This is a genomic window from Natrinema zhouii, assembly GCF_013456555.2.
Lineage (GTDB): Archaea > Halobacteriota > Halobacteria > Halobacteriales > Natrialbaceae > Natrinema > Natrinema zhouii.
This window is the reverse complement of record NZ_CP084882.1, coordinates 219,669-238,600: the sequence shown is the minus strand read 5'-3', so window position 1 is coordinate 238,600 and position 18,932 is coordinate 219,669. Positions and strand designations below refer to the sequence as shown.

Sequence of the window (18,932 nt, the reverse complement as noted above, 5' to 3'; positions counted from 1 at the left end):
ACGACGATTCCCCGAGTCGGAAAAAGGGACAGCGGCGAGGATGAACGAGGAGCGCGAATGCCGCTCGGGAGTTCGCGAGATCACTTCGTCAACGAAATGAGAACGAGCACCATCCCGCTCGAGACGATGGCCGCCTGCACGAGGGCGGCGGACGCGATCGTCGTTCCGAACACGTGGTAGATGAGCCCCTCGCAGATCGCGCCGGCACCAATGAAGACGAATCCACCGGAGACGTACAGCATCGGCGTCTGACCGCTGCGCCGATAGCCGTGATACGCCAGATACGCGACGCCGAGACTCAGCACGAACGTGAACAGTTTGGCGATCACGAACGACGCTTCCATCAGTCGTCACCCCGGAGATCGCTCCAGAGGGACGTGAAGTTGTCAGCGAGTTCGTCGCGGGTCTCCAGCGTCAGCGAGAGCTGCCCGTCGGTAATCTCGACGTGGAGTTCCTCGAGTGACGTTTGGAACTTGCTTCGATGGGACCCGTCTGAATCGACGGTATTCCGTTCCTCGATGAGGTCGTGGTCCTGCAGCGTCGACACTCGCCGATAGATCGTCGTGAGCGAGGCGTCGCATTCCTCGCTGAGCGTTTTCGCTGTTTTCGGTCCGTGATCTGCGGCGAGGAGTATCTTCCGTGCGTACTCATCCGCGAGGATCTGGAAGATTTCCGCCGAGTCCGAGGGACCTCCGTGTTGCACACGATAGACCCCGTCGTTCAGTACCAAATAGGCCACGATTCCCCGGCTCAGCAAATCGCCGTCACTATCTTGTACCCACACTCGAGCAGCACTCCTGACTACTGACGGTCGTCGTCCGCTTCGTCTCCCGGCGGTAACCAGACGATGTCGAACCAGAACACCTCAAGCGTTCGGACGACGTCGACGAACCCGTCTCGGACATCCAACTTCCGAATATATGCGTTTGCGCGGAGTGTGTACGATTGTGTGATGCATTTCCGCTCGTCCACCCCTGTGAAGCCAATGACGGGAACGTCCGTCCACTCGGGATGGGTATCGAACGTCTCGAGGAGCGATCGCCAGTCCATCTTCGGGAGGTCGATATCGATCACGACGAGGTTCGGACGGGAACGGTCGGGATCCGAATTGCACTGCCGCATAAACTCGAGTGCGTCGGCGCCACTGACAGCGGTCGAAACGGTGTTCACGGACGCCGCGTTCTCGATCGTCTCGAGAAAGAACTGAACGTCCTCGGCGTTCGGATCGATGATGAGCGCCTCGACAGGGTGTCGGTTAATCATTGGCTTCCGATGATGGATTCTAAAATATTGGGACGAAGTGCATAATTACTACAATATCTTGGTTGTTTTGATGGAAACTCATGGTCGAACGCATTACGGTGTGCAGGTCGGACACGACCGCCTGTGGCGAACGTAGATAAGTCCCGCCAGAATCACCACGGAGAGCGCACCGAGGGCCGGTCGTAACGGATCGAAGTACGTCATGAGCGCGGACGAACTAAACAGGGCGAGCAGGGCGACGTTACAGATCGGACAACCGACCGCCAGGAATCCGCCGACGAGACCGCCGAGCATCCAGCGGTCCTCGCTACTCGCGCCGTCGGCCTCGCTCTCGTCGTTACCCTCGAGGTCGGGATCGGCCGCCTCGGTCGCCAGTCGCTGTGCGGCGTAGACGCCCGCAAGCAGTGCGGTCAGCGTCAGAAACATGTAATCGACGGGCGTCCGCGGGACCATCCGAACGTCCAGCGGATTTGGGACGAGGCCGGTGACGAGGCCGAACAGCAGGAACACGCCGATTCCGGCGGCCGTTCCCCACAGCATCGCTCGCCGATCCGACCGGATCGATCGGACGAAGTCGTGTGCCGTCATTTCGTTGCCTCCGTCGTGATCGCACAGTGTTCCGGATGGCCCGCTCGTCCGAGGAAGAACACCAAGAGGGCGAGCCCGCCGACGCGAAGCAACGCGCCGTCATACGGGAGTACTGCCAGTCCCCCGGCGAACCCGAGAAAGCCGAGGAGGCCGGCACCGCAGCTCGCACAGCCCGATGCGAGAAGCCCCGGGACGACGCCGGAGAGGTCGGTGAGACTCGAGAGACCGACGATCTGCAGTTGCGCAACGGCGTTGACGATCGCGACGCCCGAGAGCAAGGCGTAGAGGACGATGACCGCGAGCCCCGACCAGCCGTCGGTTCGGTAAATCGTCTCCGTGAGCGAGACGAGAACGTATTCGAACCAGTGGAGTCCATCGCCGAGCATCTGGAGCGAGAACTCCGGCATCGTACTCAGGATCAGGAGGACGTAGGTGGCGACCGTCACGAGTACCAGTCCGATCGTCCCTCGCCACGTCTCGAACGGGTACGAGACCGCTGCAGCGAGGTTCGTCAAGTACCCGCTGATCGAATCGCGCGTGAACATCTAGTTGCACCGATGCAGGGATGACTGAAATCACCGACTCCGATTTGCTGGGTCAGCAAATCAGCAGGTCCGTTTACGCCATCAAAGAGAGAACGTAACGACGAGTAACCTATCTACAATGGCTCACGAACGCGACACGAACGGGGGGTCGTCCCGACGGCGAATGCTCGCCGCACTCGGTGCCGCATCGACGACCCTCGCTGGCTGTATGGACATCCTATCGGACGACGACGGTAACGGAGTCGGCAGGGGAGAAATGGCGTCCGGCCCCACGAACTGGCCCGCTATCGAGAGAGGGCAAGTAGTCTCTGACTTCGAGGATCTCGGCGAGTGGTCCGCCCGAACTGGCGAACTCTCGGCCGCTTCCGACGAGGCGCGACTCGGATCGCAAGCGGCGGTCATCGAGAGCGACGAGGCGACGGCCGGCATGGAGATTCGGTTCGACGACGGAATCGACTTCAAGGATTGGGACACCTCGCTGGCGGTCAAACCGGAATCCGCTGATCGAATCATCGTCGAATTCCTTGCACCGACGCAGAGCCAACGCCTCACCAGTATTCGAATCGTTCCGGATGGATACGACGGCTGGTTCCGAATGGACTGTGGCTACCAGCAGAAGCCGGGGGAAGACCCGGACCTGTCGAACGTCACCGGTCTCAATATCATCGCGGACGGGCCGGACGGCGGACCGACCAAATTGCTGGTCGACGACCTCCACCGAACCGAATCGGCCGCTAACGGTGCCGCAATCCTCGCGTTCTACGGCGGCCACGGTTCGCACTACGACATCGCGGCCGAGATGCTCGAGGAGCGCGACTGGACCGCGGCGGTTCCGGTCAGCCCCGAGCAAATCGGAGCCGCCGGTCGGATGGGGCGCACCGAATTACGCGACCTCCGAGACCGCGGCTGGGACGTCTGTTCGCTCCCACAGGTGTCGATGCCCCTGCCGGAACAGTCCGAGGACCAGCAGCGACGGATCCTCGAAACCGCTCGAGACGCGCTCGCAGACGAGGGCTTCGAGGACGGATCGCGTCACCTGTTCGTTCCTGACGACCGGATGGATGCGACGACCTACGGGCTCACGAGAGAGATCCACGAGACGACGTTCCTGTCCAACGCCGGAACGACGAGCGTGCCACCGACCGAGATGCATATGATCCCGTTCATCTGGGGTCCCGCGCTTCACACCGGTGTTCGCCGCCATACCAACCTCTCCGATCAGTACAACCATCTCACCGTGGTACGCGTCCCGCGGATCGTCGACGAAGAAGACATCGGTGTCAACGAAAATAGAATGTCACTGGACGATTTCGGACTGCTCCTCGATCACATCGAGCACCGCGGCCTCGACGTCATTACACCCTCGGATCTCGTCGACGAGACGTTCGAGCGCGCTGACGGCACCGACGAAACCGAGGACAGAGAGCGACCGAGCGGAACGATTTTCGAGGCGGGCCAGTCCCACACGTTCGAAGGATCCGGATCTGGCGACACCGCCACGTTCGACCTCAACGAGGGGATGCTCGTTGCGAACGTCTCCCACGACGGCGGGGAGATCGCCGTCGACGTGACGAAACCCGACGGTATCGGGCGCAACGAGAATCTGCTGACCACGTCCGGGAATACCACCGGCGAGTCGATCATGGCCGTCGACGACGACGCCTACAGACTCGAGGTCGACGCCGACGGCGCGTGGTCGATCGACCTCTCACAGCCGGCGGTCGACGCCGACAAACTAGAGGACCTCCCGCTCGAGGCGACCGGGACGGGATCGGCGTTTGTCGGACCGCTGTGGACCCAGGGCGGCATCAGGGTCGTCGCAACACATGACGGTGACGGCACGTTCATCGTCGACGGCTACGACGCGGACGGCAGTCGGGAGATACTCGTCCATCGGACCGGCGAGTTCGATAACTCGCGGTCGTACAAGGCGGGCGGCCCCGTCTGGCTCAACATCGAGGCCGACGGCGACTGGACGCTCGAGATCGTGGACTCGTAGTACCGGATTCGATCGCTCGAAACACTCGTTGCGCTCGACACCGTTTCCGCTGTTCGATCACTGCTCATCGTCGGACCGTCGCGAGCGAGTGAATGGGCAAATCGGAGCGGAACGGACGAGATCCCGATCCGATTTGCTGGCCTAGCAAATCGGCGGATCCGTTTAGGGCCGGTAGCATAAATGTGAGCGCGAACAATCGATGTCGCTCGATCAGCCGTCTCGTCGCGCTCTCGTTACGGGTCTCGTTGGAACTCTCAGCGTCGGCGGTGCTTACTATCTCACACGATCCGACGACGCAGCTCACGACCTCTCCCCGTCGTTTCACTCGAGCGACGAGACATCAAACCTCGGCGTCGAATTGCAGGGAAAGCCGATTATGGGTGCGTCCGATGCACCGCTCGAGATCTACTACTGGACGGACTTCCAGTGTCCGTTCTGCGAACAGTTCGAACGAGAGACGCTCCCCGACCTCGTTCGAAAGTACGTCGAACCGGGCGAGCTTCGAATCGTATTCATCTCGCTGCCGTACTTCGGTGCGGACTCGATGACGGCCGCGATCGCCGGTAAGTGCGTGTGGGATCAGGTTCGCGACGCCGACCCGTCGGCGTACTGGGACTGGCATGCGGCGATCTTCGAGGAACAGGGAGAGAAGAACTCCGGTTGGGCAACGGCCGATAACCTGGTCGAGTACACGCGCTCGGTCGACGGCATCGACGCCGACTCGCTCGAGTCGTGTCTCGACGATCGGCGGTCGGCGCTCGAAGACGAGATCGACGCGGATAACGAGCAAGCACGCTCGTTTGGCATTCGGGGGACGCCGACGTTCGCCGTCTCCGATCCGGACTCCGAATCCTTCGGGACGCTCGTCGGCGCACAGCCCATCGAGCGCTTCGACGAGGCGATCGAACGGATCAGAGGCGCGTAATTCTCTTTCAAAGGAAGAATACTCGTCCCTGTTCCGGTCAGGACACCGATTCCACCCTTACTCGAGCGTCGCGATCAGCAGGAAGGTCTCCGGTCGGACGGCCTCGTGTTCAATGGCGAACCCGACCTCGCGGAGGGCGTCCGCCGCCTCGTCGGCGCTGTAGCGCTCGTCGAGTGGCGGACCGTCATCGCCGGACCCCGTCGCCGCCCAGTCGACGACGACGAGTCGGCCGTCGGAGGCGAGGACCCGGCGAATCTCGGCCAGCGCCGCGTCGCTCGCGAACTCGTGGTAGGTCATCGTCGAGAACGCGGCGTCGACGCCGCCGTCGTCGAACGGCAGGTCGCTCACGTCGCTGGTCACGAGATCGACGTTCTCCGGGACGCCCTTCTCCCGGTAGTACTCGTGCATCTCCTCCTGAACGTCGACCGCGTAGACCTCGCCGGCGTGTGGTGCGACGTCGTCGGTGAAAAAGCCGGTTCCGCTGCCGAGGTCGGCGACGGTGTCGTCCGGGGAGAGCGAGAGCGCCCATAGCAGTTCCTCGGCCGAGACGAACCGATAGCGCCGTCCGGCCACCTCTAACTTGTCCGCTCGCTCGGCGTCGAACGTGTGGTATCCCATGGTTACAGGTCCTCGAACGCAGTATCGACCAGTTCGCCGGTCTCCGCCACGATGTCTTCCATCTCGTCGTCCTCCGGTGCTATTCCGACGAGCCGCGCGATCCGCATGATCGAGACGTGGTAGACGCGCTGTCGACCCGGCTCTTCCTCCCAGACGACGACGTTACACGGGAACAGCGCGCCGAGTTTCCCGTCGGTCGCCTCGAGTGCTCGGTCGGCGACCGACGGATTACACGCACCGAGGACGTAGTAGGGGTCGCGGTCGGCATCGACCTTCTCGTTGAGCAGTTCCGACGGCGAGAACTCGACGGGAACGCCGAACCCCGCGTCGGTGAATACCTCGCGGACGCGCTCGATCGCCTCCTCGTGGTCCATCTCGAGGGTCGTCTGTTTCGCACCGATGTCGTCCGGATCGATTTGACTGGGGTCGATTGGTAGTGTCATTCGTGTGTAGTATTGGGCCCGCCACAAAAATCAGTTCTGGGTTCCACCGTCGACCGTTACGGGACAACCGTCGATTCGTGGGAGTACACTACCGTGCGCTGCTCCAGCGAAAACCGAGCGGACGAATCACCTGTAGGAGGCTCCTGCATCGTTCGACAGGCGAGTGGACACGTAGCAGGTAGGATATCGGGCGGGGCGGCCAGTTCGAGGCCACGATCGCTGACTCGGAAAATCGGCCGAATACATATCCTTCCCGATCCTGAAATTCACGTATGGGTTTAGACATCTCGGATCAATCGCTGCTCGGGCTGGCAGGGCTCGCGAGCCTCTGTTGTGTCGGACCGGGGACCGCCGCCCTCACCGGCGGGACGTCAGTCGGGATAATCGCCGGGATTGTACAGGGAACGGTGATCTTCGCAGTGCTCGGCGTCATCGGGCTACTGATCCGGCTGCGCTCGAGCTGTTCGTGTTCGACCCGTGACGCGGACCGGGAGACGCAGCGATCTCCGAGCGTGGAGCGAAACGCGGACCTCGAGTGATCCGTCGACGCAAGCGGCGGACGCTTGCACACTGATCGTGGTACTAGAGACCGTACCGAACCCGTCGAGCAGCGACTCGTGACGAGAGATGCTTCCGGAGCGATAGCCGTATTAGATTGTGTAGTATTGGGAATTTCCAGAAATACTTTAGGCGCTGCCGTCCTACTCCTCACGTATGACCAAGACGTTCGTCGTTATCGGTGGTGACGCCGCGGGAATGAGCGCCGCGAGCAAGGCGAAACGCGAGGATCCCGAGCGAGAGGTGATCGTCTTCGAGAAAGGAGAGTGGGTCTCGTACGCCGCCTGCGGGATGCCCTACTATGTTAAGGGTGAGGTGGACGACTTGGACGACCTCGTCACCGTGACGCCCGAGGAGTTCCGGGAGGAACGGGACGTCGACCTACACACGGGGACGGAGGTCGTGGACATCAACTCCGAGGCGCAGACGGTGACGGTCGAGACCGGTGACGAGACGTACGAACAACCCTACGACGACCTTCTCGTCGCGACCGGCGCGAGCGCGATCGAACCGCCGTTCGACGGGCTCGGACTCGAGGGCGTGTTCACGATTCACGACATGGACGAGGCCGACGCCATCGAAGAGCACGTCACCGAACGCGACCCCGAGACGGCCGCGATCGTCGGCGGCGGCTACGTCGGCATCGAGATGGCCGAGGCGCTGTCGGCCCACGGCGTCGACGTCCACCTCTACGAGATGTTGCCCCACGTCCTCCAGCCGTTCGGTGAGGCCGTCGCCGAGGTCGTCGAGGAGCACCTGCGCGAGCAGGGGGTCGAACTCCACCTCGAGACCGCCGTGTCGGGCTTCGTCGGCGACGAGTGGGTCGAGGCCGTCGAACTCGAGGACGAGACCGTCGCCGCCGACGTCGCGATCGTCGGCGTCGGCGTCGCGCCCAATACCGATCTCGCCGAGGAAGCCGGCATCGAACTGGGGCCGACCGGAGCCATCGCAACCGACGAGTACGGGCGAACGAACGACGAGAACGTCTACGCAGCGGGCGACAACGCCGAGGCGACCCACGTCGTGACCGGCGAGCCGGACCACGTCCCGCTGGCCCTCACGGCCAACCGTGCGGGGCGGGCGATCGGACAGACGGTTACCGGCGCTCCCACGCCGACCGGCGGCACCGCCGGCACCGCGATCGTAAAGGCGTTCGATCTCGGGGCCGCCCGGACAGGGATCATCGACGAGGATCGGGCCCGCGAGGCTGGATTCGATCCCGTTTCCGTGACGATCTCGGCATCGACGCGCGCTCACTACTATCCCGACGGCGCGGAGCTCACCGTCACGCTGGTCGCCGACCGCGAGAGCGGCGAACTGCTCGGTGGCACCGTCGTCGGCCGCGAGGGCGCGAAGCGCATCGACACGGTCGCGACGGCGCTGACGGCTGACATGACCGTTACCGAACTGCAAAACGCCGATCTGGCGTACGCACCGCCGTTCAGCCCCGTCTGGGATCCGATCCTCACCGCGGCGAAGGTTCTCGCCGGCAAACTCGAGTGAGATCACGATGACGACCGACGAACCCAGCGAACTGGATGCGTACGTCGACGACCACCGCGCGGACCTGATCGAGCTCGCGCTCAACCTGCTGGCGGTCGACACGGCGAATCCGCCCGGCGACACGCGCGAGATCGTCTCGCTGCTCGAGGAGTACCTGTCGCCGCTTCCGGTCGACGTCGAGCGGTTCGCCGTCGATCCGGCGAAACCGAACCTCCTCGTGACGCTTCCGGGCGCGAACGATCGAACGCTGCTGTACAACGGCCACCTCGATACGGTCCCGTACGACGCCGACGCGTGGTCGTCCGATCCGCTCGGCGAGCGCGTCGACGACCGGATCTACGGCCGCGGCGCGACCGATATGAAGGGAGCCGTCGCAGCGATGCTGTTCGCGATCCGCGCGTTCGCCGAGATGGACGTCGAACCGCCCGTCGACCTCGCGTTCGCGTTCGTCAGCGACGAGGAAGTCGGCGGCGACGCCGGCCTCCCTGCGTTGCTCGAGACCGGCCGTCTCGAGGCCGACGCCTGCGTCATCGGCGAACCGACCTGCGAGGTGGGGCGCCACTCTGTGACGGTCGCCGATCGAGGGAGTATCTGGCTGACGCTCGAGGCGACCGGCGAGGCCGCACACGGCTCGCGGCCGGTGCTCGGCAAGAACGCGATCGACCGACTTTACGACGCAGTGACGACGCTGCGGCAACGGTTCGGGACGCGACGCCTCGAATCGATCCCACCATCGAACCGATCCTCGACGAATCGGTCGGCTTCTACGAACCAACGATGGGTGCCGATACCGCCCGCGAACTGTTCGAAACCCCGACGATCAACCTCGGCGTCCTCGAGGGCGGGGACGCGATCAACAGCGTCCCACAGGCCGCCCGCACGGAGATCGATATTCGACTGACTGCGGGCATACGGACTCCTGACCTTCTCTCGGAGATTCGGGACTGCATTGCCGACTGCGAGGGGATCACGGTCGCCGACATCTCCTGGAGCGTCGGCACCGCCGAACCGATCGACAGCCCGCTCGTCGAGGCCGTCGCCTCGAGTGCCGAAGCGACAACCGGCGAGCGAGTGTACCGCCGGAGCGCGACCGGCGGCGGCGACGCGAAGACACTTCGAAACGCCGGCGTTCCGACGGTAGAGTTTGCGCTCGCGACGGATACCGTCCACGCGGTCGACGAGTACACGACCGTCGACGCGCTCATCGGGAACGCGATGGTGTACGCACGCCTGCCCGAAGTATGGGCGTCTGCAGTCGACAGGACGGATCTATCCGGATAGCACTCCGACGCTCGAGCGCTCCGCTGTGCAGGGTGTCCGGAACCGATTACTATCCGATCGTCAGCACTCGATCGGCGGTCGTCACGACCTCAAGGAGATCGTTCATCGTCGAGATCGGGCAGACCTCGCTCCCATCGCTGTTTCGGATGTCCAGACAGGTACCACAGGCCAACAACTCCCCGCCGGCCTCGTCAAACTCCTCCATTCGATTCCGTACGTCGAACTGATCGTCCGTGATCTCCTCGGCTTCGACGCCGTCGCCGAGCAGGAACACTGACACGTCGTTTCCGTTCTCTAGTGCGGTGATTCCGAGACGAAAGGCGTTCCACGCGCGTTCGGGGTCGCTGGTTTCGAGTACGATTCCCAATTGTTCCCCAGTGTCATCGCTTCCTGGTTCAGACATGTATTGTACTATGGTCCCAATATAATATAATACTGTCGCCTCCGATCAGGTGTGCAATAACGTTCAGTGGTCACGATAGTTGTTGCCGAATCGCCAGGAACGGTTCTCCGGATGAACGAAGTGTTCGAGATGGGGCTGGGGACCGGTTTCTTGCAACCCCCGTTGCTCGTCGGTGAATTGCTCGTTCACGGCGTCTGCCCTCAGTATTTCATAGTGAACCCAAGATTATTATCTACTGCGTTCGTAAGATACCGTATGCAACCGAATCCGACGATGACGCCGACCGAGTTCAGGGCGGATATCCCTGCCTTACAGGAGGGAACCTACCTCAACTTCGGCGCTCACGGTCCAAGTCCGAAATATGTCGTCGATGCCGCCGACGAGTTCGTCCGCGAGCACGAGTACGAGTCACCGGTTGGCGACCACCCCTACGAGACGGCGTTCCGAGCGTTTGACCGGACTCGAGAGCGGGTCGCATCGTTCGTCGGCGCCAATCCGGACGAGATCGCGCTCACCGAGAGTACGACGGCCGGAATCAACGCGATCGCCAACGCGATCGACTGGCAGCCCGGCGACGTCGTCGTACGGACGGACCTCGAGCATCCCGCCGGAATCCTCCCGTGGCAACGCCTCAAGCGGGAAGGCGTCGAGGTTCGAGTCGTCGAGACCGAGGACGGCCGCATCGATCTCGAGCGTTTCGCCGAGGCCGTCACGGATGCCAGAGTCGCCTGCTTCAGCGCGGTCACGTGGACCCACGGGACGCAGCTTCCGGTAGGGAAACTGGTTGATATCGCCCACGACGCTGGTGCGCTTGCGCTCGTCGACGCCGTACAGGTCCCCGGACAACTACCAATGAACGTCGCGGAGTGGGGTGCTGATGCGGTCGCTGCTGCCGGCCATAAGTGGCTGCTCGGGCTGTGGGGCGGCGGCTTCCTCTACGTCGACCGTGACGTCGCTGAGGGTTTCGAGCCGCGAACGGTCGGTTATCGAAGCGTCGAGACGCCATCCGACGATCCCTACAAGTACGCAGCCGGCGCACGTCGGTTCGAAGTTGGGTCAGCGAACCCGGCACCCCACGTCGCGCTCCGGGAAGCAATCAACGTGATCGATGAAGTCGGGATCGACCGGATCGAAGACCGCGTCCGCCGTCTCGCCGGTCGACTAGTAGACGGTGTCCCTGTTGACCGTCTTCTCAGCCCCTCAGTGCCGGAGTCGGGGCTCGTGACCATCGATGTTGACGATCCGGCGACGACAGTCGAACGGCTGGCTGCCAACGGGATCGTCGTTCGAGCACTGCCATCTCCGACCGCCGTTCGAGCGTCCGTCCACGCAGTCAATACTGCAAACGACATCGATCGACTGCTCGACGGACTGGAGCAAGAGTGGGAATCGCGGGAGCACAATGCAGGGTAACGACTTGAGTACATGCTCTCGTAGGACGTGAAAGAGCATCGCATGGATCTCGACACGGAATACATGGAGGAGTGGAAACGGCTCGACGGATCGGACGCGGCTGACCGCGATCAGGGGCAAGTACCGGACGTAGTCTGTCTCCACGTCAGCGACCTGCACGGCCAGCTCGTTCCCGAATACCACGTCTACTACGATAATCCCGAATCGAGCCCCGATTTCGACTTCGGTGGCGACGACCGGATCCTCCGGCGCGGCGGCGGGATCCCGTTGTTGGCCGGCAAACTCGAGGAGATCCGCTCGGCTACCGATGAGACGCTCACGCTGATGAGCGGCGACACGTTCCACGGCACCGCGGTGACGACGTACACGAAGGGCAGAGCGATGCTAGAACCGATAACCGAGCACGTCGATCCGGACGTGTACGTTCCGGGGAACTGGGACTTCGGGAACGAGGCCGCCGAGGACGGGAACCTGCGGGACCTGATGGACGAACTCGAGGCGCAGGTGTTGGCGAACAACCTCTACGGGCCAGATGCGGACGGGTTGCTGTTCGACCCCTACACGATTGAACGTGTGAACGGCGTCGACGTCGGAATCGTCGGGATGACGAACGTCTACGTCGACCGTATGGCGCCGGCGTTCCATGAGGGAAAGTACCGGTTCGGAAAGCACCCAGCGTTGCTCGAGGAAGCCGCAGAATCCGTACGCAACGAGGGTGCCGATGTCGTCCTCGCGGTCACCGAGATCGGACTGCCGTGGGCCGTCCAAGCGGCGAAGGACATCGAGAGTATCGATGTTCTGTTCAGTGCGCATACTCACGAGTACACTCACGATCCGATCCTGATCGATAAGACGGAGACGCTCGTCGTCGAATCAGGAACGGGCGACGGACTCGGCCGCGTGGACCTCCACATCGATGACGACGGCGTCGCATTTCGCCACATCCTCTATTGTCTCGCCGAAGACCACGACTACACATCCGACCCGGCACCGGTGGCCGAACGGACGGTTGCGGATATTCGATCGCCGTTCTTCGACGACGAAACTTCCTACGAGCGAGGAGACGGAACCCTCGAGCGGCCGCTGGACACAGTCGTCGGGAGGACGGAGGGGTCGCTCGATCGACAATCGTTCCTCGAGAGCGACTGGAACGCGCTGTTCGCCGACGCACTACGAACGTACTTCGGCACCGAATTAGCGGTCACCCACGGCTTCCGTTACGGTCCGGCAGTTCCCGCCGGCGAGATAACGCTCGAGCACCTATATCAAGCGTTTCCGATGACCGCACCGGTGGCCCGTGGCGAAGCGTACGGTCAGCAGCTGCTGAACCACATGGAAGCGTTCCTTACTGACAACTTCACACCGTACGTTTACGAGCAAGAGGACGGTCGTGTCCGGAACTACTCTTCGAACGTGGAGGTGATCATCGATCCGACCGCGAAACGCGAACGCAGACTCGTCGATCTCGTCGTCGACGGGGAACCGGTCGATCCCGAAGCGCGCTACTCGATCGCGACGTTTACCCGTCCCGGTGATCCCGAACGTGATCTCGGAAACTGCGGCTTCCCGTTCCAAGACATCGACATTGAAGACGGCGTCGTTCCGGTCGACGTCGTCGTCGACTACCTCGAGGACTACTCGCCGATCGATTACGAGGAGACGACGCTCGTCCAGACGCCCGACAACGGCGGATGGGTCCAGAATACGCCCGCTGACGGACCGTACCCGTACGTCCAACCGGGGGTTGATTACGCGGGCGGAGATGAGTACTGCGAGACGCGGTTAATCCCAACCGGGACCCGCTTCCCCGAGAGCGGGCGAAATCCGTACCGGTAGCCGAGGATGCCTATGCAGGGATGAGAACTATCGGCGGCCTCGCACCAGATAGTATTGTAAGGTGATTCCAATGGTGAACCAAATTTCCCCTGAACGGCTCGCGGATATGATTGACTCAAACGAGTCGTTCACGCTCGTCGATACGCGCCCTGAAGATAGTTACGAGGGCTGGCGTATTCACGGCGCCGAGAACATCCCGTTCGGTCCAGACAACGAGATCGGGGACGAAGAACTCGAGCGCGTTGAGGAGGCCAAAGACGGAGAGACAGTAGTCGCGATCTGTGGAAAGGGGCTTACGTCGACGCCGTTCAGCTTCGAACTCGAGCAACACGGCTACGACGACGTGTCCGTCGTGAAGGGCGGTATGGAGGATTGGAGCAAAGTCTACGAGGTCGTTCCCGTCGAGACCGAAAACGACGACCTCGTCGTCCTGCAACTGCAGCGACGGGCGAAGGGCTGTCTCGGCTATATCGTCGGCTCGAGGGACGCCGAGTCGGCGGTCGTCGTCGATGCGACCCGTCAGACGGACCAGTTCAAAATCGTCGCCGAGGAGGCCGGGCTCACGATCGAGCGCGTCCTCGATACCCACGTTCACGCCGACCACATCTCGGGTGGACCGAAGCTCGCTGACGAACTCGACGTACCGTACCACCTCGGCGAACACGCGAGCGAGCGGGGCGTCGAGTACGACTACGAACCCCTCACCGACGGCGAGACGATCGAACTCGGCGGGATCGAGATCGAAACGCTACATACGCCAGGGCACACGACCGAGATGGTCAACTACCTCGTCGATGGCGAGGCGCTGCTGACCGGCGACACGCTGTTCGTCGAGTCCGTCGGACGGACGGAGCTTCAGTTCGGCGATGAAGATGCGGCACGCGGCGCCAAACTGCTATACGAATCGATTCACGACACCATCCTCGAGTTACCGGAGGAGACGCGGATCCTTCCGGGCCACGTGTCGGTCACGGAGGACAACCGATACGAGGTCGGCTCGCCTGGCGAACTGATCAGCGCTCGACTAGGTGACCTCCGCGACGACCTCGACCTGCTGGGACTGGACGAGGACGAGTTCGTGGACCGATTGGTCGACAATGCGCCCGACAAGCCACCGAACTACGAGCGCGTGATCGAGATCAACACGGGTTCGGAGCCACCCGAGGACGAGTCCGAGGCGACGGAACTCGAGTTAGGGCCAAATAACTGCGCGGCCTAGTTCGCGCAGTCAGACTCGAATCGGTTCTGTACGGTCGATCATCGGTTCCGTGGCACGTCTTCTACATTGGAATCCTTCCAGTCACCTCCTGCCCTGTTTTCTTTGCGAAATTCGCCCTTCGATTGGGACGACAGGAGCGATCATGAATGGCTGCACCGGACCCGAACTATAACGACTCGAGAACGCGTTCGAAGCGTTCGTAAGCATCGTCACCGATCGGGTCGAGTTCGTCGTCGTCAGCGACACCAATCAGACGCTGCGGGTCGACCGCGCTAACGACGACGCCGTCGTCATCGTCGTACACGACGACGTTACACGGGAGCAACGTCCCGAGTTCGAGATCGTGCTCGAGTCCCTGATGGGCCAACTGCGGATTGCACGCACCCAGGATTCTATACTGCCGGAAGTCCTCGTCGAGTTTCTTTTTCAGCGTTTCCCGGACGTCGATATCGCAGAGTACGCCGAACTCCTCGTCCTCAAGGGCGTCGATCGTTTTCTCGACGATGTCGTCAAACTCGCCGTCGACTTGTGTACGAATCGTGTAGGACATACTGTACGATCGACTTCGAGAATGATTGTAGTTGGGGTAGCAACGGCAAGCCCACGGCGCGTGCTCGGGTCGGGGAAGACTGTAGTCAGTCCACGATGAAGGGTTTACTATGGTTTCGCGTCGTATCGTACGAGCGATCGCCGCTCTGCTCGGACTCACGGTGCTCGCCGGACTCGGATACGCCCTCCGGTGGCGATCGAACCCGTCACCGTGCCCGTACGCCCAGCGCCACGCGATCAACTTCCCGCGTCCGGTCATTACTCGCTCCCGGCTGCGCGACGTACTCAAGCCCCAGCCCAGTGAACGTCTTCTCGAGGTCGGACCGGGAACCGGCTACTACACCGGGATGGTCGCACGGGCAATCGAACCGTCGGGGACACTGCACGCCGTGGACGTCCAATCGGAGATGGTCGAACACGTCCGAACGCGAATGCGACAGGAAGGGAACCCGAACGTCGAACCGATCCGCGGCGACGCACGATCGCTTCCGTATCCGGACGACACGTTCGACGCTGCGTATCTGATCTTAGTCCTCGGGGAAATTCCTGACCAAGAGCAAGCCCTCGACGAACTCGAGCGGGTTTTGAAACCCGACGGTCGACTCGTCATCGGTGAGTCTCTCCCCGACCCGCACTTCGTCGGATTCGAAGGGCTGCGACGCCGTGTCGAACAGCGAGGACTGACATTCGACGCGCGCGTCGGAACGCGAGTTGGGTATTTCACCCGCTTTGACGCGGGTATTTCAGATCGGTCGGCCGACTCTGTCGAATGAGCGGTTGTTAGGTTACTGTGCAAAACCGATTGGGACGGTTCGACCGACGAAAGCGTTGTCACGTCTCTTCGATCACCCTCACCGAACCTCTACTTAGCGCGGTACACGGATCGGTTTGTTCGTCGTAGTGTGGAGAATGAAGACAGCCTCTACTATGGCCCTTATATTGTGCAATTCTCACAAAACCTTTAAACGCTATCAGTCCATACGTAGTGGTGATGGCAACTGATGCACGCGGTGCCTCCGGAGAATCGCTCGACGAACCGATCTACATCGACGGGAGAAGCCACCTCGAGGACGTCACGACGGCGCACGACGTCGTTCTCGTGGACTTCTACGCCGACTGGTGTGGCCCCTGTCAGATGCTCAATCCCGTCCTCGAGCAGCTCGCGGACACGACCGAGGCCGTGATCGCCAAGGTCGACGTCGACGAACGCCAGCAACTCGCGGGCTCGTTCGGCGTTCGGGGTGTGCCAACGCTAGCCCTCTTCGCTGGCGGCGAGCAGGTCGAACAGCAGTCCGGCGCGCTGCCGGAAGACCGACTCCGTAGCCTGATCGAGAGATACACCGAATGAACAAGGAAACAGACACGACCGCGGATGTTCGCAACGTAGTGATCGTCGGTTCCGGCGTCGCCGGTCTCTCCGCGGCCGTCTACGCCGCGCGGGCCGACCTCGAGCCGTTGGTGCTTGAAGGACCCGAACCGGGCGGCCAACTGACGCTGACGACCGACGTCGAGAACTACCTCGGCTTCCCTGAGGGCGTCGGCGGGATGGAGCTGATCCAAAACGGGAAGGACCAGGCCGAGCGCTTCGGCGCTGAGTTCACCCACGGCACTGTCGAAAACACGATGCTCGCAGAGCGGCCGTTCGAACTCGAACTCTCGAACGGCGACACGTTGCAAACGCGTGCGCTGATCGTCGCGAGCGGCGCGAGCGCTCGCTGGGTCGGCGCCGAGAACGAAGACGAACTGATGGGCTACGGGCTCTCCACGTGTGCGACCTGCGACGGCGCATTCCACCGCGGTGACGACGTCCTCGTGATCGGCGGCGGTGATTCGGCGATGGAAGAGGCGCTCTTCCTCGCGAAGTTCGCCGATAATGTGACGATCGTTCACCGTCGCGAGGAACTGCGCGCCTCCGAGATCATGGCCGACCGCGCCCGCGACAACGAAACCATCGAGTTCCGCTGGAACACGGAACTCGAGGCGATACACGGCTCGCAGGAGGCGGGCGTCACCAGCGCGACGCTCGTCTCGCATCCCGACGGCTATCCCGCGGAGAAGGCCGCGACCGGCGTCGACGTCGACCGAGAGACCGTCGATGTCGGCGGCGTGTTCTACGCCATCGGCCACACACCGAACACCGAATTCCTCGAGGGGACCGCCGTCGACCGCGACGAGAGCGGCTATCTCCGCACCCGTACGGACGACGCCGGCCGCGCGACGACCGAGACGGCGGTCGAGGGCGTCTTCGCCGCCGGCGACGTCGCTGATCCGCACTATCAACAGGCGGTCACCGCTGCCGGAACCGGCAGCATGGCAGCACTCGATGCCGAAGCGCACCTCGAGACGCTTGAGCGAACGGAAGAGGCCGCATTTGAGATTCCTCTGTAGCTGGAAACATGCATTCTATGAATTATTAGATTAGGAACGGCTGCTCAGTAAGTCTATAGAATTCAAGAACGAGAGCTCACTCGCTGGCTTTGTCACTGTATCCACAATATCACGCCAATTTCGAACCACCATTTTATGTGTCGATATCGGACGAAGAGACGATGGCTACTGATTCAACTGTTCACGATTACGAAGTTCTCGTCGTCGGAGGCGGTCCGGCTGGAATGACCGCAGCGCTGTATACGACGCGACTCGGTCATCGAACGGCCGTCGTCGATCGAGGCGGTGGACGCGCAGCGATGATGCAAGAGGTCCACAATTTACTTGGTGTCACGGAGGAGACATCCGGGAACGAATTTCTCTCGGTCGGGAGAGACCAACTTCAAGAGTACGGGTGCGATATCCACAATGATCTACTCGTCTCCTGCGACAGTACTGAGGATGGTTCGATCCGTCTCTGCGGGAATAATGCTGACTATCGCGCAGAGTACATTGTTCTCGCGACGGGATTCAACGATGTCCGCCCAGAACCGCCACTACCGCGGACCGGTCGTGGACTCCACTACTGCTTGCACTGTGATGCCTACATGTTCGTCGATGAACCCGTCTACGTCATGGGATACGGGGAGAGCGCTGCACACGTAGCTGCGATCATGCTGAACTTCACCGACGATGTTGATCTACTCACTCGCAATGATAGCCCTGAATGGAGCGACGAGACGGCAACGATGCTCTCGAACCATCCGATCGATATCATTCACGAGGACATCGTTGGCGTTCAAAACGACAAAGATGGCTGGTTAGCAGCCCTTGAGTTCGAAGATGGCATGGTTCGCGAGTACAAGGGTGGCTTCGCCATGTATGGTGCCGAATACAACAACGGTCTGGCCCGCAACCTCGGCTGTGGTATCAATGATGATGGGACGGTCGTCGTCGATGATCACGGGCAGACAACAGTCGATCGCGTCTATGCAGTGGGAGACTTGACACCTGGGCACAATCAACTCCCGATTGCATTGGGCGAAGGAGCAAAGGCTGGTATTTCATTGCATTTCGAGTTACGTGAATTTCCCCGTGATCTCGACGTCATCGAGAAACAGGGTCCAGTCCGTTCCGATGAAGTTCCTGGGATTCCCGACGAACTTCTCGAGCAAGAAGTCGAATTCCACACATATGACTGAATGACTGTAGAGTAGATATGATGCAGAATCAGCTTGACCATCTCCTAAAATAGTTCATCTTCCAAAACTGTAGAGGAAGTGGATTGTTGAGTTAGGAACGACACGTAACATTCACGGCCCCTATTCACCTCAACGATATGTGAAAAGAATCATTGGGAACTGTTTCCGAGAATAGAAGTCACACCGTAGGTGCCAGTTCTCTCTATAGTCCCCGTTGTGA

General features: G+C 61.6%; 20 protein-coding genes and 1 pseudogene. 12 read left to right on the top strand and 9 right to left on the bottom strand.

Features of this window, described 5'->3' with window-relative positions; all coding sequences use genetic code 11:
• Window positions 1-80: 80 nt before the first annotated feature.
• The 5 genes from HYG81_RS38795 to HYG81_RS38775 form a co-directional block, all read right to left on the bottom strand.
• The gene (locus HYG81_RS38795) at window positions 81-344 is read right to left on the bottom strand and encodes a DUF7521 family protein (protein WP_006111121.1); all 264 of its coding nucleotides are present in this window, start codon (window positions 342-344) and stop codon (window positions 81-83) included.
• Complete coding sequence (locus HYG81_RS38790) at window positions 344-703, bottom strand: ArsR/SmtB family transcription factor (RefSeq protein ID WP_226777936.1); 360 nt, start codon at window positions 701-703, stop codon at window positions 344-346. The genes HYG81_RS38795 and HYG81_RS38790 overlap by 1 nt, the downstream gene beginning before the upstream one ends.
• A 98-nt stretch (window positions 704-801) precedes the next feature.
• A complete protein-coding gene (locus HYG81_RS38785; protein WP_226777935.1) occupies window positions 802-1,263 on the bottom strand; it encodes a response regulator in 462 nt (153 codons plus the stop codon).
• 93 nt (window positions 1,264-1,356) lie between these two features.
• The gene (locus tag HYG81_RS38780) at window positions 1,357-1,851 is read right to left on the bottom strand and encodes a hypothetical protein (protein ID WP_226777934.1); all 495 of its coding nucleotides are present in this window, start codon (window positions 1,849-1,851) and stop codon (window positions 1,357-1,359) included.
• Window positions 1,848-2,396 carry a hypothetical protein gene (locus tag HYG81_RS38775; protein ID WP_226777933.1) on the bottom strand — a complete coding sequence of 183 codons (549 nt, stop codon included), beginning with the start codon at window positions 2,394-2,396 and terminating at the stop codon, window positions 1,848-1,850. Before HYG81_RS38775 ends, HYG81_RS38780 begins: the two co-directional genes overlap by 4 nt.
• A 118-nt stretch (window positions 2,397-2,514) precedes the next feature.
• On the opposite strand from HYG81_RS38775, the gene HYG81_RS38770 reads away from it, so the two are divergent.
• A complete protein-coding gene (locus HYG81_RS38770; RefSeq protein WP_226777932.1) occupies window positions 2,515-4,395 on the top strand; it encodes a polysaccharide deacetylase family protein in 1,881 nt (626 codons plus the stop codon).
• Window positions 4,396-4,594: 199 nt separating this feature from the next.
• Window positions 4,595-5,320 (top strand): DsbA family protein, encoded by a 726-nt coding sequence (locus HYG81_RS38765; RefSeq protein ID WP_226777931.1) that lies wholly within the window; start codon window positions 4,595-4,597, stop codon window positions 5,318-5,320.
• A 57-nt stretch (window positions 5,321-5,377) separates the two neighbouring features.
• Here the strand turns inward: HYG81_RS38765 and HYG81_RS38760 are convergent, their stop codons facing one another.
• Window positions 5,378-5,938 (bottom strand): class I SAM-dependent methyltransferase, encoded by a 561-nt coding sequence (locus HYG81_RS38760; RefSeq protein ID WP_226777930.1) that lies wholly within the window; start codon window positions 5,936-5,938, stop codon window positions 5,378-5,380.
• Between the two features lie 2 nt (window positions 5,939-5,940).
• On the bottom strand, window positions 5,941-6,381 hold the full coding sequence (locus HYG81_RS38755) for a DUF302 domain-containing protein (RefSeq protein WP_226777929.1): 441 nt from the start codon (window positions 6,379-6,381) through the stop codon (window positions 5,941-5,943).
• A 272-nt stretch (window positions 6,382-6,653) separates the two neighbouring features.
• Here HYG81_RS38755 and HYG81_RS38750 point away from each other — a divergent pair, with 272 nt between their 5' ends.
• The 3 genes and pseudogenes from HYG81_RS38750 (at window position 6,654) to HYG81_RS38740 (ending at window position 9,723) form a co-directional block, all read left to right on the top strand.
• Window positions 6,654-6,920, top strand: a complete 267-nt coding sequence (locus tag HYG81_RS38750) for a hypothetical protein (protein WP_226777928.1) — start codon at window positions 6,654-6,656, stop codon at window positions 6,918-6,920.
• A 175-nt stretch (window positions 6,921-7,095) separates the two neighbouring features.
• Window positions 7,096-8,442: an FAD-dependent oxidoreductase gene (locus tag HYG81_RS38745; RefSeq protein ID WP_226777927.1), complete on the top strand. Its 1,347-nt coding sequence runs from the start codon at window positions 7,096-7,098 to the stop codon at window positions 8,440-8,442.
• Window positions 8,443-8,449: 7 nt separating this feature from the next.
• Window positions 8,450-9,723, top strand: a pseudogene (locus HYG81_RS38740) (M20 family metallopeptidase).
• Between the two features lie 49 nt (window positions 9,724-9,772).
• On the opposite strand, the gene HYG81_RS38735 reads toward HYG81_RS38740, so the two are convergent.
• Window positions 9,773-10,126, bottom strand: coding sequence for a DsrE family protein (locus HYG81_RS38735; RefSeq protein ID WP_226777926.1), 354 nt, complete (start codon window positions 10,124-10,126; stop codon window positions 9,773-9,775).
• A gap of 255 nt (window positions 10,127-10,381) precedes the next feature.
• Between HYG81_RS38735 and HYG81_RS38730 the strand changes: the two genes are divergently transcribed.
• The 3 genes from HYG81_RS38730 (at window position 10,382) to HYG81_RS38720 (ending at window position 14,594) form a co-directional block, all read left to right on the top strand.
• The gene (locus HYG81_RS38730) at window positions 10,382-11,539 is read left to right on the top strand and encodes an aminotransferase class V-fold PLP-dependent enzyme (RefSeq protein WP_226777925.1); all 1,158 of its coding nucleotides are present in this window, start codon (window positions 10,382-10,384) and stop codon (window positions 11,537-11,539) included.
• A 42-nt stretch (window positions 11,540-11,581) separates the two neighbouring features.
• A complete protein-coding gene (locus tag HYG81_RS38725; RefSeq protein ID WP_226777924.1) occupies window positions 11,582-13,375 on the top strand; it encodes a bifunctional metallophosphatase/5'-nucleotidase in 1,794 nt (597 codons plus the stop codon).
• Between the two features lie 70 nt (window positions 13,376-13,445).
• Window positions 13,446-14,594, top strand: coding sequence for an MBL fold metallo-hydrolase (locus HYG81_RS38720; RefSeq protein WP_226777923.1), 1,149 nt, complete (start codon window positions 13,446-13,448; stop codon window positions 14,592-14,594).
• Window positions 14,595-14,760: 166 nt separating this feature from the next.
• On the opposite strand, the gene HYG81_RS38715 is transcribed toward HYG81_RS38720, so the two are convergent.
• Window positions 14,761-15,144, bottom strand: coding sequence for a DUF302 domain-containing protein (locus tag HYG81_RS38715; RefSeq protein WP_226777922.1), 384 nt, complete (start codon window positions 15,142-15,144; stop codon window positions 14,761-14,763).
• Between the two features lie 109 nt (window positions 15,145-15,253).
• Between HYG81_RS38715 and HYG81_RS38710 the strand changes: the two genes are divergently transcribed.
• The 4 genes from HYG81_RS38710 (at window position 15,254) to HYG81_RS38695 (ending at window position 18,712) form a co-directional block, all read left to right on the top strand.
• The gene (locus HYG81_RS38710; RefSeq protein WP_226777921.1) at window positions 15,254-15,916 is read left to right on the top strand and encodes a class I SAM-dependent methyltransferase; all 663 of its coding nucleotides are present in this window, start codon (window positions 15,254-15,256) and stop codon (window positions 15,914-15,916) included.
• Window positions 15,917-16,134: 218 nt separating this feature from the next.
• The gene (gene trxA / locus HYG81_RS38705) at window positions 16,135-16,491 is read left to right on the top strand and encodes a thioredoxin (protein WP_226777920.1); all 357 of its coding nucleotides are present in this window, start codon (window positions 16,135-16,137) and stop codon (window positions 16,489-16,491) included.
• The gene (locus HYG81_RS38700) at window positions 16,488-17,531 is read left to right on the top strand and encodes an NAD(P)/FAD-dependent oxidoreductase (RefSeq protein WP_226777919.1); all 1,044 of its coding nucleotides are present in this window, start codon (window positions 16,488-16,490) and stop codon (window positions 17,529-17,531) included. The genes trxA and HYG81_RS38700 overlap by 4 nt, the downstream gene beginning before the upstream one ends.
• A 161-nt stretch (window positions 17,532-17,692) precedes the next feature.
• Complete coding sequence (locus tag HYG81_RS38695; protein ID WP_226777959.1) at window positions 17,693-18,712, top strand: NAD(P)/FAD-dependent oxidoreductase; 1,020 nt, start codon at window positions 17,693-17,695, stop codon at window positions 18,710-18,712.
• The last annotated feature ends 220 nt before the right edge of the window (window positions 18,713-18,932 follow it).

Excerpts from the sequence above, each read along its gene's own strand:
- HYG81_RS38775 (WP_226777933.1), bottom strand. The coding sequence starts at position 2,396 with ATGTTCACGCGCGATTCGATCAGCGGGTACTTGACGAACCTCGCTGCA.
- HYG81_RS38780 (WP_226777934.1), bottom strand. The coding sequence starts at position 1,851 with ATGACGGCACACGACTTCGTCCGATCGATCCGGTCGGATCGGCGAGCG.
- HYG81_RS38725 (WP_226777924.1), top strand. The coding sequence starts at position 11,582 with ATGGATCTCGACACGGAATACATGGAGGAGTGGAAACGGCTCGACGGA.
- HYG81_RS38760 (WP_226777930.1), bottom strand. The coding sequence starts at position 5,938 with ATGGGATACCACACGTTCGACGCCGAGCGAGCGGACAAGTTAGAGGTG.
- HYG81_RS38765 (WP_226777931.1), top strand. The coding sequence starts at position 4,595 with ATGTCGCTCGATCAGCCGTCTCGTCGCGCTCTCGTTACGGGTCTCGTT.
- trxA (WP_226777920.1), top strand. The coding sequence starts at position 16,135 with ATGGCAACTGATGCACGCGGTGCCTCCGGAGAATCGCTCGACGAACCG.
- HYG81_RS38700 (WP_226777919.1), top strand. The coding sequence starts at position 16,488 with ATGAACAAGGAAACAGACACGACCGCGGATGTTCGCAACGTAGTGATC.
- HYG81_RS38755 (WP_226777929.1), bottom strand. The coding sequence starts at position 6,381 with ATGACACTACCAATCGACCCCAGTCAAATCGATCCGGACGACATCGGT.
- HYG81_RS38785 (WP_226777935.1), bottom strand. The coding sequence starts at position 1,263 with ATGATTAACCGACACCCTGTCGAGGCGCTCATCATCGATCCGAACGCC.
- HYG81_RS38720 (WP_226777923.1), top strand. The coding sequence starts at position 13,446 with ATGGTGAACCAAATTTCCCCTGAACGGCTCGCGGATATGATTGACTCA.
- HYG81_RS38735 (WP_226777926.1), bottom strand. The coding sequence starts at position 10,126 with ATGTCTGAACCAGGAAGCGATGACACTGGGGAACAATTGGGAATCGTA.
- HYG81_RS38795 (WP_006111121.1), bottom strand. The coding sequence starts at position 344 with ATGGAAGCGTCGTTCGTGATCGCCAAACTGTTCACGTTCGTGCTGAGT.
- HYG81_RS38695 (WP_226777959.1), top strand. The coding sequence starts at position 17,693 with ATGGCTACTGATTCAACTGTTCACGATTACGAAGTTCTCGTCGTCGGA.
- HYG81_RS38745 (WP_226777927.1), top strand. The coding sequence starts at position 7,096 with ATGACCAAGACGTTCGTCGTTATCGGTGGTGACGCCGCGGGAATGAGC.
- HYG81_RS38730 (WP_226777925.1), top strand. The coding sequence starts at position 10,382 with ATGCAACCGAATCCGACGATGACGCCGACCGAGTTCAGGGCGGATATC.
- HYG81_RS38715 (WP_226777922.1), bottom strand. The coding sequence starts at position 15,144 with ATGTCCTACACGATTCGTACACAAGTCGACGGCGAGTTTGACGACATC.
- HYG81_RS38750 (WP_226777928.1), top strand. The coding sequence starts at position 6,654 with ATGGGTTTAGACATCTCGGATCAATCGCTGCTCGGGCTGGCAGGGCTC.
- HYG81_RS38710 (WP_226777921.1), top strand. The coding sequence starts at position 15,254 with ATGGTTTCGCGTCGTATCGTACGAGCGATCGCCGCTCTGCTCGGACTC.
- HYG81_RS38770 (WP_226777932.1), top strand. The coding sequence starts at position 2,515 with ATGGCTCACGAACGCGACACGAACGGGGGGTCGTCCCGACGGCGAATG.